Raw genomic sequence first — 14,207 nt, 5'->3', positions numbered from 1 at the left:
TGCTGTTTAATCTGCACAGATGAAGATAACTGAATACCTTCACTATCATGATAAGGGGGCTGGCGGAGGGTGTCAAGTAACTTTTTCGTTTCTACTGAATGACAGTTGTGGCTTGGGAGGTAGTGCAAGAAGTCTATTTCCACAAAAATGCTTCAATTTATCTTAACATTTTGTCAACTGTCTTTGTAGATTTAAAAGGGCATTTTTACATATCCCATATGGCTGCCAATTGCACCCCTCACATGCGTAATCAAATTTCTTTAAAGACATTTTCTCTCTAATCTTTTTTACCGCCTCATTCCAAGTTAAAGTCTCGCCAATTTTTATTCCTAAAATTCCTATATGCCTTCTATCTAGCTCTAAAACTTTAGCTTGTGTGGTGCATTTACCTTGTTTAGTCTGATTTGGACAAGCACTACAGATACTATCAAGGTTGCCGACTACTTCGATTTGAGTGTTAGGATCACTAATTACTTTGCTTGCTATCTTCTTGTAATTTTCTACAAAACCCTGAGAATACCCATATCCCCGAAACGCGAGGGTGCACATGAAATGATTAGGGCGGAATTTTATCATTTTTTCAAATATTGCAAAACTGCCACAAGTAGAAAAATTTTTACCAAACCAGGAAGGATGAATGGTAAAACACCCACCATTATTGCTTGTCCCAGACCCAAGTAAACAGCAAACCAACTAACACCACAAATAAAGATTACAACTGTACCAGCCAGACAACTTAAGGAATTACACACAAATGATTTATATTTAGAGTTCAGTAATTCATTTACTTTGCTCATTACCATAACAGCAGCTAAACAGCCAATTAAATATCCACCTGTCGGTTCGAGAAAAATGTGATAACCACCAGAAAAATTCGCAAAAACAGGAAATCCTGCTGCACCAAGTGATAGGTATGTAAGTACAGAATAGAATGCTGTTCTGCGGTTAAATTTAAGCCCAATAAGCATTACTCCTAAAGTTTGCAATGTGATAGGCACAGGCTGCAATGGTACGCTTATTTGAGCCATCAAGAATAAAAGTAAAACGCAGGACAATATTTCAGCCAGTGTTGATCTGCTGCTAGATTGTGTTATAAACATACCTTCCCAATAAAAATAACTTATTAAATATAATATATTTGTATAAGAGGTTTTGCAATTTAAATTTTGCTCACATTGTGCTACAATGAATTATTTATGCACTATTAAATTAAAAATGATGAGTAAACAAGATCTATTATTGTTGATGAAAGCAAGACACAGCGGACGTTCATACGATACTACAAGAGCAATATCTCAGGAAGACATGGATATTTTAATGGAAGCTGTAAGGCTGACTCCCTCATGTTTTGGTGATGAACCTTGGAGATATGTGATATGCAACAAACAGAACAATCAAAGCGTATGGGAAAAGCTGCTAAATTGTCTTGATGAATCTAATCAAAAATGGGCAAAAGATGCACAAGTGTTAATCATATCTTTAGGTGCTAAAAACTTCCGTAAACAAGGTAAAGGAGAAAATCTTTGGGCTAGTCATGATACTGGTGCAGCAAATTATGCTCTTATGCTACAGGCTGCATCTGTGAACTTAATGGCTCATCAAATGGGTGGATTTGATAGAGATAAAATAGTTGAAAAGTTTAATATACCCGAAGATTTTGATGTAATGTCAGTGATAGCGGTTGGTTACGAAGAAGAGGGTGCTGAAATAAGTAAGAAAAAAAGAAGACCAATAGAAGAAATATTTTCTTATGATGAGTGGCCAAGGTCCTAAAAATTTTATCAAGATGCACGGTACTGGCAATAATTTTGTTATCATAGACTCACGTTCAACAAACAATTTAGACTGGAACTATAGACAAATTGCTGATCAAAGCAGTTGTGATCAAGTGATAATTATAACAATGTCTAATGCTGCAAACTGCTTTATACATATCTATAATGCTGATGGTAGTCGAGCTGAAATGTGCGGAAACGCAGCACGCTGTGTTGGATATTTGATAATGTCAGAAAAAGGTACTAAGTATATCACTATTGAGCTAGTAAACAAACGCATTTTAGAGTGTTTTAAAGTTGGTGATAAATCCATAAAGGTTAACATGGGTAAACCTTTGCTAAAATGGCATGAAATTCCCTTGTCTACTGAGTGTGACACTCTTCACTTACCTATAGAGCTTGAAATGCTAAAAGATCCTGTTGCAGTAAATATTGGTAACCCTCATATAGTTTTTTTTGTTGATAACATAAGTGAAATACCATTGCGAAATTTAGGACCAAAGCTAGAAAATCACGTACTATTTCCTCAGAAAATTAATATTAGTATTGCACAAGTTGAAAAGTCTGGAGAAATAGCTTTAAGAGTTTGGGAAAGAGGTACAGGCATTACTGCATCATGCGGTAGTGCAGCCTGTGCAGCACTTGTTGCATCCACACTACGTGGATATCTGACTGCCCAACAGACTTCAGTAGATTTACCAGGAGGTAAGTTATTAATCGAATGGGCAAATAACGTATTCATGACTGGTGATATAGGATTTTTGTGATAATTGTTTTCACAATGCAAAGCTACTTGACAAACTCCGCCAGCCCCCTTATCATGAAACTAAAGGTATTCAGTTATCTTCATCTGTGCAGATTAAACAGCAAGAAAACAACGTAGTTGGCGTCTTATTTTTAATTTTTTGCACTATGTGCACCTTATGTCTTCACAATATTTCTAGGTTTTTACCTACACAAGCTGAAACGCGCTTATAAGTCGTTTAAGACAGTATAGTACGCCAATTTGCAGGATTAGAGAGTGACAACTAGCTAACACGGGGTTTCTTTTGCCTTTTTTTCTGCTTAGTAAATTTCTTAAATATTTGCAGCATAGGTTAGTTGCAGTTAAAAGCAGCTAAATTGCAGTATTTAAGACTTAAAAAACGCCAAATACTGAAAATAGACAATGACCAGGGCTTCTTTTGCCTTTTTTTTCGTTTGGTAAATTTCTTAATGTTTATAGCTAAAAGAGCCCAAGAGAGGTGTCATTCCAGTGCCCCTGTGATGTCATTCCAATGCTTGGCACTGGAATCCAGCCTTTATTATGCAGCCACTTGGTTGAAATTACGTCTTCTGGATCCCAGTGTCTGGGCACTGGGATGACAAAGAAATAGGCACTGGGATGACACCATGACAACCGTCATCCCGCTGCTTGTTAGCGGGATCTCTTGTTAGCGGCTAAGAGATACCGCGGCGGTATGACGTAGGGCTACAGGTGTCATTCCAGCGCGTGACGCTGGAATCTAGTTCTTATTGTACATTTACTTGGTGTAGAGTTAAGTTTCCTGGATCCAAGTAGTCAGGGCACTGGGATGACACCCTACTGGTGGGAATTGCTCCTCAAATCACAACGTTCGTACAGTTGCGTTTTAGGTTAGGAACTGATGCATTACTTCCAAAACTTTTTTACCAATCACCGCAGGAGTCTCTGCAATTGCAATTCCAGCGCTCTGCATAACTTCTAGTTTTGCACCAGCACTTCCACCACTGGAAGAGATGATTGCTCCAGCGTGTCCCATACGTCTTCCTGGAGGTGCTGTTTGACCTGCTACAAAACCAACGATTGGCTTTTTAGTTTTTTCTGTTTTCACAAAATGTGATACATCTTCTTCTTCGTTTCCACCTATTTCACCAATAACTACAATACCATGAGTATCGTCATCTTTTAAAAAGAGCTCCATACAGTCGACAAATGTCATACCATGAACTGGATCCCCCCCAATTCCGATACACGTGGATTGACCAAGACCAACAGCGGTTGTTTGTGCTACCGCCTCGTAAGTTAAAGTTCCGGAGCGAGACATAATTCCTATGTGTCCACGCTTATGGATATGGCCAGGCATAATTCCTATTTTGCACTCTTCAGGCGTAATAATTCCCGGGCAGTTGGGACCAACCAATCGACTTTTTGAATCAACAAGCGCGCGCTTAACTTTCACCATATCAAGTATAGGAATGCCCTCTGTAATACAAACTATCAATTCTATTTTTGCATCCATTGCTTCAAGTATTGCAGCAGCAGCAAATTTAGCAGGTACATATATTACCGTAGCATTCGCATCAGTTTTTTCTCTAGCTTCTGCTACAGTATTAAAAACCGGTAAATTAAGGTGAGTGCTTCCACCCTTGCCAGGTGTTACACCACCAACCATCTTTGTTCCGTAGCAGGTAGCTTGCTCTGAATGAAACGTACCTTGTGCACCAGTAAAACCCTGGCATATTAATCTTGTATCTTTATTTACTAAAACGGACATGCTTTATTTTACCTCTTTTACTATCTTTTGCGCAGCTTCATCTAGCTCATCTGCAGCAATAATATTTAATCCCGACTCTTCTAAAATTTTTTTTCCTTCTTCAAAATTAGTACCTGATAATCTAACCACTAGAGGAACTTTAATGCTCATTTCTTTTGCAGCCGCAACAATTCCACTTGCAATAATATCGCAACGCATTATACCACCAAATATGTTAACCAAAATTCCTCTTACGTTGCTATCAGACAATATGATTTTAAATGCTTCAGTTACAGTTTCTTTACTCGCTCCACCACCAACATCCAAAAAGTTAGCAGGCTCTGCTCCGTAGTATTTTATTATATCCATTGTTGCCATAGCAAGACCTGCACCATTTACCATGCAACCAATACTGCCATCCATTTTGATGTAACTGAGCCCATACTTTGAAGCCTCTATCTCTTCTTTCACTTCTTCATCATAATCACGAAGTTCCATAATTTCTGGGTGACGATATAAAGCATTGTCATCGAAATTAATTTTCGCATCGAGCGCAATAAAATCTCCAGAATTTGTTTCAACCAGTGGATTAATTTCAATTTGGCTCGCATCAGTTGCAATAAACGCATCATATATATTTTTTGCAACATTTGTTATTTTTTCTATTTGTTCTGAACTCAAATTAAAACTGCTGCTTAACTTGCTGCTATCAAAACTTGTAGCAAGATCAATATCAAATTTCACAATTTTTGCGGGAGAATTTTTCGCCACTTCTTCGATGTCCATTCCACCTTCTGAGGAAAATATGAATATTGGCCTACTGAGCTTTGGGTCAATTACCAGGCTTAAGTAATACTCTTTCTTAATCCTTGAGCCTTCTTCAATGTATACTCTTCTTACTTGCTGCCCGCTTGGCCCTGTTTGATGAGTAACTAAAGTCATACCAATCATGTCTTTTACAAACTGTTGAGCTTCTTCAGCTGACTTTGCTAGCTTTACGCCACCGGCTTTACCCCTACCACCTGCATGAATTTGAGCTTTAACCACAAACACGTCAGATTTTAATTGACTTACTTGAGTCTTTACTCCTTCTGCAGATATAGTGACAAAACCTTTTGGCACCGGGACATTAAATTTATGCAAAACCTCTTTTGCTTGATATTCGTGAATATTCATAAAACAACCAATGATAAACTATTAAAAAATTACCAACCGTAACGCTGCTTTCTGCATTCTTGCTGGTGCCTCTTTTTTCTCGCTTCAGCTTTCTTTTTAGCTGTTTTTTCTGATTTTTTTTCATGATATTGTTTTTTCATTTTCAACCCTCTTCCTTCCTTTTGAATTGTTTTTTTCAATACTGGAAGAGCTCTGCCTACATCACCATAATGGACTGATACTTCAATCAAACTCTATACCTCCTTCGGTAATCATTTCAAAATTTATTTATAAATTAGAAAATTAACATTGTCAATTATTTTATAAACTTGAGCATTAAACTGCAATATGAACGAAATGCCTTTAAAAGCCCTACCTATTAAAAGCGTTAAAACTTCTGCTAGCATCGGGGCGGAGAGATTTGAACTCCCGACCCTTTGGTCCCAAACCAAATGCGCTACCAGGCTGCGCTACGCCCCGACTTCTTTACTCAGAGTATCAGTAACTCAGGCAAAATGCAAGATTCATTTGTTTATTTTAGAAAAAATATAATATAAGATTTAATATTATTTTAGAATATGTTTTTTATTAGCTCCTCTTTAGTAGCAAACTGCTTCGCAGGCGGCCTATAGAGTTTGTACAGTTAGCGCGTGCAACACTGAATCAGATTTCTCTATGGCCCAAACCTTAGCCATATTTAAAAATCTAGCTACACCAATTGGTGAAAGTTAGTGCAGCAACCACAGCAGTATCGACCCTTAAAATTCTTTTTCCTAGACTCAATTTTTGACAAAACTTATCGGCAAGATCAAGTTCATAAGATGAAAAACCACCTTCAGGGCCAACAATAATAGCAACTTTTTTCTTACCTTTCAGCACTTTATCAGCTTTACCTGTTTCATCACATAAAACAAAATTTTTACTCTGGGAATCAGGTAACTCACAAAAGTTAATAGGAGGCAAAATCTCTGGTATACTCATCCTACCGGATTGTTCCGCAGCTTCGATTGCCTGTAATTTTGCTCTACTTAGGTTAATGTTTTTTACTACTGTACGTTCCGTTGAAATAAATTGAATGCAGGTTACTCCCATTTCAGTTGCCTGTCTTACTATGTTGCCTAAAGCACCACTTTTTACCATGGCACAATATAAGTATAAATTTTCCTCATATTGCTGTTGTTTAGTGCATTCTTTGAGTGTAACTTTTGTTAATTTACGCGATATATTAACTACTTCCCCTAACCATTCTCCATCCTTTCCATTAAAAAGAGAGAGATTATCATACTTCTTAAGCCGCATTACATTGCAAATATAGTGACTTTGTTGTGGATTAAGTGCTAAACTCACGCCTTGTGATAAAGCTTCTTCAAAATAAAGCCTAATTTTTCCCATTCAAAACTTTAATTATATTCTACTTGAGTGACTCTTACGGGATTTGAACCCGTGTTACCACCGTGAAAGGGTGGTGTCCTAACCACTAGACGAAAGAGTCAATGCGAATTAACTCAAGTTATATTGATTATGCACATAAAGTCAATTATTTTATGACGCAAACGTCTTTCTCTATTCCATATTTAATATTCACTGAATTTATTTCAGATCTAGGAGTTTTAGATCCTAATTCTAATTGTTGTTCAACTTTTGTATCGGAATCATAGCCAGAATCGTAGCCAGAATCTCTACGCTCATATTTCTGCTTTATTTCTTCTACACTAAAACCAGCCTTGGTCTTAATTTTTTGATCATTAGTCTGTTGCTGACTTATCGGCTTATTAGCACTTAGCTTCACTTGCTCTTGCCAATCATTCACTTTATCCTGCACTAACCCATGGTAAGTTCCAGAATTGGCTTTTACATCTTTTGCTTTTCTTTCTGCTCTTTTCTTGAACAAATCTACCCTAGCATAAATAGGTTCCGACAACTGTTCTGGCTCTTTCTGTTTTAGGCTAGCAGGCTTTTTTTGTTCTGAAAGATCATCTATGGTGCAATAAATAGGTTCTTCTGATATACTCAAATAACCACTATCGTTCAATGATGAATTTTCAGTAGATTTTTTATGTGAATCATATATTTCAGCATAATCTGATACGCTCAACTCCTCTAATGAATTATTAACCTTAGCATCATACACCTCAGCATAAATAGACTCTTTTGAAAGAAAATTACCATGGCCAGTACTCTTTGACTCATACTCAAAAGTTCTAGGAGGTTTTTTAGGTGGTATTACATTGTTGCTCACCTCAGCGTACATAGTTATTGGCTCATATTCAAAGGTTCTAGGAGGTTTTTTAGGTGGTATCATGTTACCAACTGAGTTAGCCTCAAGTTTCAGCTTTACTACTTCTTTAAACTCATCAAAACCTTCTCTTTCTTTGAAAATGTTCAATATTTTTTCCTTTTCTTCAACATTTCGAGGCATTGCACCATTTATTACTAACTCACCAAGTATTAAACAACATTTTTCCTTATAGTCTTTGAGATACTCCTTGGCTAGGACCGGCATAACCTCTTTCTTATAAGCAGGTGCTCTTTCATATTTATAGATTACACTTCTTATACCGTCGCTGCCTATTGCATTAATGTTGGCGCCAGCATTAATAAGTAATTTCATTACATCATAATCAAGACTTTTTATTGCATATCCTAAAGCCTGATTTAAAGCTTGATTATTATTTATATCAAATGATCCTGTATTCTTGAAAGACATAGTCTTTGAAAAGAATTTTCTAAAACTATTTAGTGCATTGTAGAGACTTAGAGTCAGTTTAACACCTTTTATGTCATTGTTTTTGACAGATTTAATTAAAAAATTATCTATTATACCCATGATTATACCCCCGATATAAAAGCTCACTATCATGGTACAATTTTAAGCTATGATGATTTATTTTCTACTAATAGCAGCTCTCTATAACCACTTAACAAGTGGTGGCATTGACATCATAATTGCATCTGGATTGCCGTCAGTCATTAAACCAAACCTTGTGCCACGATCGTATAACAGATTGAATTCTACATATCTGCCACGTTTTATTAACTGATTTTCTCGTTGTTCTTTTGTCCAAGATTTTTGTATATGTTTACGTATGATGTGCAAATAAATTTCCAAAAAGGCTTCACCTACTGCTTTTGTGAACTCAAAATCATTTCTCCAATTGCCAGAACTCAGATTATCATAGAAAATACCACCAATGCCACGCGGCTCTTTTCTATGTGGTAAGAAAAAATAGTTGTCACATTGCTCTTTAAATTTTGGATAATATCCGGTGTCAAATCTATCACATGTCATTTTGATTGATTCATGAATATACTTGCAATCTTCTTCATTTTTATATATCGGCGTAAAATCCATCCCTCCACCAAACCATTGTTTTGAAGTATATATCAGCCTTGTGTTCATATGTGCTGCAGGGATAAGGGGCGATTGCATATGAGACACCAAAGATATACCGCTTGCCCAAAACTCTCCGTTACTTTCACTTGCACCAGGAATTTCATTAATGGCTGAATCTGCAAATTTTCCGTGTACTTTTGAAACGTTTACTCCAACTTTTTCAAAAACATTGCCAAAAATAATTGTAGATTCACCACCTCCACCACCTGGGCGATCCCACTTTCTTTTTTCGATCTTTGGCTCTGCGGATGATTGTTTTTCAATTAATAAGAAAGATTCTATGATCTTATCTCTTAGTGCACAGAACCACTCAAATGCTTGTGTTCTTTGTTTTTCCATAATATCCCCTCGCTAGCTTATTAACATTGTTATATCTGATATTTAAGGAACTTAACTAGATTTGGATGATAATTATCTATCAAAGACGTTAATAAATCTATAATAATTAAATCAATATAATAAAACATTTTCGTACGTGCAACGATGCCAAGTAACAATAATGAGTAAAAGATACATAGATAACAAAAAAGAGAACAGGGTTGACTTCATACTAAGAAATTATGGAATTTCAATTGTTGTGATGGCAGTTATTATGCTCTTACCTCCAGTAGCAATATCGATACTCTACTTTTTTGATATATATAGTCAGCATATTAATATAGAGATTAATTTATTAGTTAGCATTCTAACAACTCTCTTTATGATATATAATGTAAAACGCTACAGACACCTACTTAATACTATAGAATTTCAAAATGCAATATTTGCAAATGCACTAAATCATAATACAGAATTTTGCCTTATTTTACATAGAGATAAGGGTATTATTTATGCTGATGCAAGGTTCTACGAAAGGTTTAAAGATCATATAGATGATGACATTACGTTAGGCAAGATTTTTGAAATAGGAGATGTTTCAGAAGAAGACAAAAAAGTACTCTATCATGCACTAAAAAATAACTCTTCTGTACAGGTATGCATTTCCTTAAACAAGAAGAATAGAGTATCTAACTTTCTTTTGCTCTTTGAGCCGATACCAGATAATCCTCAAATTGCTATAAATAGTAATAAGATTTTAAATTTATCATTAGTGCCGATAGCAAGGCCAGATGGGTATTTTGTGTTAAAAGCAACACAGATAAACAAGGAGCAGGTATATGAAGAGTTAATAGAAAAACACAATATAGGAACTTACACTGCAAATGCCAAAGGGGTGATTTTATCTGTAAATAAAAGATTTTTAGACATATTTGAACTGAAAAAACTGGAAAAAGGTAGCTCAATCAGTGATTTTATATCTCAATCTAAATATAACAATACAACAACCGATAATGAAATTTTGTTTTTTACTATAAGTGGTATTCCATTCAAGGCTTATATGAGCACTGCTATATTTTGTGATAAATACAACCATAGCTATATATATGGCTTTATAACACCAACCGAATCAAATATTGTTGATTATCAATTACACCCTTGTTTCGCAAATTCATCAATTGCTATTGCACAATGTGACATAAACGGCAACTTTGTAAAGAAAAATACGGCACTAATAAAGCTTGCAGGGTCAGATAATAATTCAATCTTTACATTGATATTAGATAGTTATCATGTGAAAATACGTGAATATTTTTTGAGTAATAGAATAAATAATGCGTCCTTTGATGTACAGCTCAACGGCGATAATAACATAAAAATATATTTCAATAAGTTTCTTCATAATAAAATGATCTTCATACTTTGTTATTTTATTGACAATACTGAACACAAAAACCTAGAGATAAAGCTTGAGCATTATCAAAAGATGCAAGCTATAGGGCAGTTAGCAGGTGGTATTGCGCATGATTTCAACAATATATTGACTGGGATAATAGGATTTTGCGATTTGCTTTTACTCCAACATTCAGCTGGTGATCCATCTTTTGGAGATATAATACAGATACAGCAAAATGCAAAGCGTGGATCAAATTTAGTAAGACAATTGCTTGCTTTTTCAAGAAAACAGACCTTGCAGCCGAAAATTATTGATGTAAATAGTACTATAGCTAATCTTTATGAAATGATAAAAAGATTAATAGGTGAAAGTATAAAGTTTAATATTTATTATGGTAGAGACTTGGGTGCTGTTAGGGCTGATCAAGGGCAATTAGAGCAAGTTATACTTAACTTAGCAGTCAATGCTAGTGCTGCTATGGAAAAGGGCGGAGAATTAATTATACGAACCTTTAATCAAAAGATTGACTCATTAAATTCTACATCTCAGGACATGTTTTCTCCAGACAAGGAAACGATCGAACATGGAAATTATGTTGTGATTGAAGTAATTGATACTGGATGTGGAATGACAAGTGATACAATTGAAAAGGCATTTGACCCATTTTTTTCTACCAAAGATATTACCTCTGGTACAGGTCTTGGCCTCTCTACTGTATATGGCATTATTAAACAAACTGAAGGATACATCTATGTTGCTAGCAAAGTAAATCATGGAACTAAATTTAGCATATTTTTGCCCATGGTTTACATATCAGATGAAAATCTGAGAGAGGAAGATAGTGAAGAAATAGAAAGACCGGTAGTAAGTGAAATTAAAGGTAATGGTATAATTTTATTGATTGAAGATGAAGATTCAGTAAAGGAATTCATTGCTAAAGCACTCAAAAGAAAAGGATTTGATGTAATAGAAGCGAGCATAGGCAGCGAGGCGCTAGAAATAATCAGTAAAAAAAATCAACATATAGATCTTATAATCACTGATGTAATCATGCCAGAGGTGAGTGGCCTAGAAATAGTTAAAGAAGCATTGATCCATAGGCCAAATATCAACATTATTTTTATTTCTGGGTATGCAGAAGAGGCTTTTTTAAAGAGTGATGACATTAATATAGAAGATTTTCACTTTTTGCCAAAACCATTCACTCTGAATGAATTAGGAAATAAGGTTCAAAGTGTGTTACACAAAGCAAAAAAGACAGTCCAATTTTAGTGTGATTAGCAACAAAAAAGTTTTCTAATGCAAAAGTTTCTTGCATATATACAATAGAATTATTTTATACATAAGATAAAAGGCGTGAGCAAGATTATTGCAATAGTAAATCAAAAGGGTGGAGTTGGCAAAACCACAACTAGTATAAATTTATCGACAGCCTTTGCTGCTGTGGGAAAAAGCACTTTATTGGTAGATCTTGATCCTCAAGGAAATGCTAGTACCGGACTCGGGATTTCTTATCGTAGTAGGGAAGAAAAAAATATATACAAAATACTACTGAGCAGCGAAAATAAATTGATAGAATCGGCAATTTTCAATATAAAGGAAATTCCAAATTTATCACTAATTTCGTCAGTAGTTGATTTATCAGCTGCAGAAATTGAATTATCACAACTTGAGCGAGGAAAATTTGTGCTAAAAAGCGCATTAGAGAAGATACGCGATAATTATGAATATATAATCATCGATTGCCCTCCATCTCTTGGGCTTCTAACCATAAATGCTTTGACTGCTGCTAATTCTATTATTGTTCCTCTTCAGTGTGAATTTTTTGCTCTGGAAGGATTAAGTCATTTAGTTAAAACTGTAGAACTGATAAAAAGGAATAACCTAAACCCTTTTTTGGCAATAGAAGGGATCGTGTTAACAATGTATGACAGGCGCAACAAACTCAGTGAACAGATTAAAAACGATATTTGCCAGTATTTAAATGATAAAGTATACAAAACTATCATCCCATTGTATGAGACTGTTATTCCACGTAACGTACGGTTATCAGAAGCTCCTTCTCATGGAAAACCCGCTATTGTGTATGATCTTAAGTGCCCTGGTGCACAAGCATATATAATTTTGGCAAGGGAAATTTTGAAAAAGCACGCGAGCAGTTGTAAGGAGAAGAAGCTAGTGAGTGAGGGCGTGGTATGAAGGATGATAGGCGCCTCGGCAGAGGTCTTGCTGGTCTCATAGGCGATAATTATGATAATAAAGAAGATCGACAAGAGTATTTACCTATTTCATTACTGCACCCAAGCAAATTTCAACCGAGGAAACATTTTGACGAGGAGTCATTAAGAGAACTTGCAAATTCGATAAAGAAAAGTGGCATTATACAGCCTATCGTGGTACGCAAAGATTCAAATGATGATGGTTACGAAATAATAGCTGGGGAACGTCGTTGGCGAGCAAGCAAGATTGCAAATCTTGATAGTGCACCCGTTATCATAAAAGATCTGAGCGACAAGGAATGCTTGGAAGTATCCATTATTGAAAACATACAAAGGCAAGATATTAATCCAATAGAAGAGGGTGAAGCATATAAGAGACTGATAGATGAGTTTTCCTATACACATGAAGAATTAGCTTCAACTATAGGCAAAAGCCGCAGTCACATAACCAATATGATTCGGATGTTGTCACTTTCCTGTAGGGTGAAAACAATGATCAACGAAAAAAAGCTATCTATGGGCCATGCAAGAGCGTTGATTAATGTTGAAAATGCGGAAAGTATTGCAGAAAGAATAGTTTTTCAGGCCTTAAGTGTTAGACAAACTGAAAAATTGATAAAAGACTTACAACAAAATAATGATCAAAAAGAGCATAAGTATACTAAAAATCAAGATATGGCAGTACTAGAAGGTGCTATATCTTCTCAACTTGGTTTAAAGGTCAAAATTAATGACAGTAATTCTAAGGGTAAAGTTATGATACGGTATAATAATCCAAATGAATTGGATTTAATATTAAAAATTTTAAATAGGAAACTTGAGTGCTAGTAGAGCAAAAAGATAATATAAAATACAACTGTTGGTGTCACCCAAGTAGCCCGCAGAAACGAAAAAACTTACTTGACAAGCCTCGCCAGCTCCCTTATCATGAAAGTGAAGCTATTTATTTATCTTCTCTGTACAGATTAAATGACAAAAAAACTCACGTATCTGGCGTCTCATGTTTAATTTTTTGCACTATGTGCACCTTATGTCTTTATAAAATTTCTACCTACATAAGCTGAAACGCGCTTATAAAGCGTTTAAAACATAAAAAAACGCCAACTTAAAAAATGGATAGTGAATAACTAGCTACCCTAGGGTTTCTTTTGCCTTTTTTTCTGTTTAGTAAATTTCTTAACGTTTATAATTTAGATTAGTTGCATTTAAAAGCGGCTGAATCGCGGTTATTAAGCGTTTAGAATAAAAAAACGCCAATATTTTGAAGTACATATAAATAACTAGTTAACCATGGGGCTTCTTTTGCCTTTTTTTCCGTTTAGTAAATTTCTTAATACTTATAGCTAAACGACAACCGTCATCCCGCTGCTTGTTAAGCGGATGAGATACCGCGAATGAATCGCGGTATGACGTAGGGCTACAGGTGTCATTCCAGCGCGTGACGCTGGAATCTAG

Annotated in this window: 14 protein-coding genes and 2 tRNA genes; 5 read left to right on the top strand and 11 right to left on the bottom strand. The window is 35.5% G+C overall.

Features of this window, described 5'->3' with window-relative positions; translation table 11 throughout:
* Positions 1-162: 162 nt before the first annotated feature.
* Positions 163-576, bottom strand: a complete 414-nt coding sequence (locus OZD67_RS05145; protein WP_182183473.1) for a DUF1284 domain-containing protein — start codon at positions 574-576, stop codon at positions 163-165.
* Positions 573-1,100: a biotin transporter BioY gene (locus OZD67_RS05140; RefSeq protein ID WP_182183474.1), complete on the bottom strand. Its 528-nt coding sequence runs from the start codon at positions 1,098-1,100 to the stop codon at positions 573-575. The genes OZD67_RS05145 and OZD67_RS05140 overlap by 4 nt, the downstream gene beginning before the upstream one ends.
* Before the next feature lie 85 nt (positions 1,101-1,185).
* On the opposite strand from OZD67_RS05140, the gene OZD67_RS05135 reads away from it, so the two are divergent.
* Together OZD67_RS05135 and dapF are read left to right on the top strand one after the other, a co-directional pair.
* Entirely contained in the window at positions 1,186-1,773 is a 588-nt protein-coding gene (locus tag OZD67_RS05135; RefSeq protein ID WP_182183475.1) for a nitroreductase family protein, read from the top strand.
* Complete coding sequence (dapF, locus tag OZD67_RS05130; RefSeq protein WP_182184085.1) at positions 1,754-2,542, top strand: diaminopimelate epimerase; 789 nt, start codon at positions 1,754-1,756, stop codon at positions 2,540-2,542. The genes OZD67_RS05135 and dapF overlap by 20 nt, the downstream gene beginning before the upstream one ends.
* A gap of 458 nt (positions 2,543-3,000) precedes the next feature.
* On the opposite strand, the gene OZD67_RS05125 is transcribed toward dapF, so the two are convergent.
* From OZD67_RS05125 to hemF, 9 genes are all read right to left on the bottom strand, one after another.
* The gene (locus OZD67_RS05125; protein WP_259346656.1) at positions 3,001-3,132 is read right to left on the bottom strand and encodes a WPE palindromic element domain-containing protein; all 132 of its coding nucleotides are present in this window, start codon (positions 3,130-3,132) and stop codon (positions 3,001-3,003) included.
* A gap of 274 nt (positions 3,133-3,406) precedes the next feature.
* A complete protein-coding gene (gene sucD / locus OZD67_RS05120; RefSeq protein ID WP_182183477.1) occupies positions 3,407-4,291 on the bottom strand; it encodes a succinate--CoA ligase subunit alpha in 885 nt (294 codons plus the stop codon).
* 3 nt (positions 4,292-4,294) lie between these two features.
* Positions 4,295-5,446 (bottom strand): ADP-forming succinate--CoA ligase subunit beta, encoded by a 1,152-nt coding sequence (gene sucC / locus OZD67_RS05115; protein ID WP_182183479.1) that lies wholly within the window; start codon positions 5,444-5,446, stop codon positions 4,295-4,297.
* A 29-nt stretch (positions 5,447-5,475) separates the two neighbouring features.
* On the bottom strand, positions 5,476-5,676 hold the full coding sequence (gene rpsU, locus OZD67_RS05110; protein ID WP_182183481.1) for a 30S ribosomal protein S21: 201 nt from the start codon (positions 5,674-5,676) through the stop codon (positions 5,476-5,478).
* Between the two features lie 155 nt (positions 5,677-5,831).
* Positions 5,832-5,905 (bottom strand) — tRNA-Pro (locus tag OZD67_RS05105).
* Between the two features lie 225 nt (positions 5,906-6,130).
* A complete protein-coding gene (locus tag OZD67_RS05100) occupies positions 6,131-6,817 on the bottom strand; it encodes a 16S rRNA (uracil(1498)-N(3))-methyltransferase (RefSeq protein WP_182183483.1) in 687 nt (228 codons plus the stop codon).
* 28 nt (positions 6,818-6,845) lie between these two features.
* Positions 6,846-6,917: transfer RNA gene (locus tag OZD67_RS05095), tRNA-Glu, on the bottom strand.
* A gap of 45 nt (positions 6,918-6,962) precedes the next feature.
* The gene (locus OZD67_RS05090) at positions 6,963-8,285 is read right to left on the bottom strand and encodes a hypothetical protein (RefSeq protein ID WP_375138151.1); all 1,323 of its coding nucleotides are present in this window, start codon (positions 8,283-8,285) and stop codon (positions 6,963-6,965) included.
* A 48-nt stretch (positions 8,286-8,333) separates the two neighbouring features.
* On the bottom strand, positions 8,334-9,158 hold the full coding sequence (gene hemF / locus OZD67_RS05085) for an oxygen-dependent coproporphyrinogen oxidase (protein WP_182183486.1): 825 nt from the start codon (positions 9,156-9,158) through the stop codon (positions 8,334-8,336).
* A 160-nt stretch (positions 9,159-9,318) separates the two neighbouring features.
* Between hemF and OZD67_RS05080 the strand changes: the two genes are divergently transcribed.
* The 3 genes from OZD67_RS05080 to OZD67_RS05070 all read left to right on the top strand — a co-directional run bounded on the left by OZD67_RS05080 (position 9,319) and on the right by OZD67_RS05070 (position 13,580).
* Complete coding sequence (locus OZD67_RS05080; RefSeq protein WP_182183488.1) at positions 9,319-11,805, top strand: response regulator; 2,487 nt, start codon at positions 9,319-9,321, stop codon at positions 11,803-11,805.
* 84 nt (positions 11,806-11,889) lie between these two features.
* Entirely contained in the window at positions 11,890-12,732 is an 843-nt protein-coding gene (locus tag OZD67_RS05075) for a ParA family protein (protein ID WP_182183490.1), read from the top strand.
* Positions 12,729-13,580 (top strand): ParB/RepB/Spo0J family partition protein, encoded by an 852-nt coding sequence (locus tag OZD67_RS05070; RefSeq protein ID WP_182183492.1) that lies wholly within the window; start codon positions 12,729-12,731, stop codon positions 13,578-13,580. The genes OZD67_RS05075 and OZD67_RS05070 overlap by 4 nt, the downstream gene beginning before the upstream one ends.
* Positions 13,581-14,207: the final 627 nt, after the last annotated feature.

The organism is Wolbachia endosymbiont of Drosophila nikananu, from assembly GCF_028981865.1.
GTDB lineage: Bacteria > Pseudomonadota > Alphaproteobacteria > Rickettsiales > Anaplasmataceae > Wolbachia > Wolbachia pipientis_B.
The sequence above is the reverse complement of the archived record's forward strand: the minus strand, read 5'-3'. Positions and strand labels throughout refer to the sequence as shown.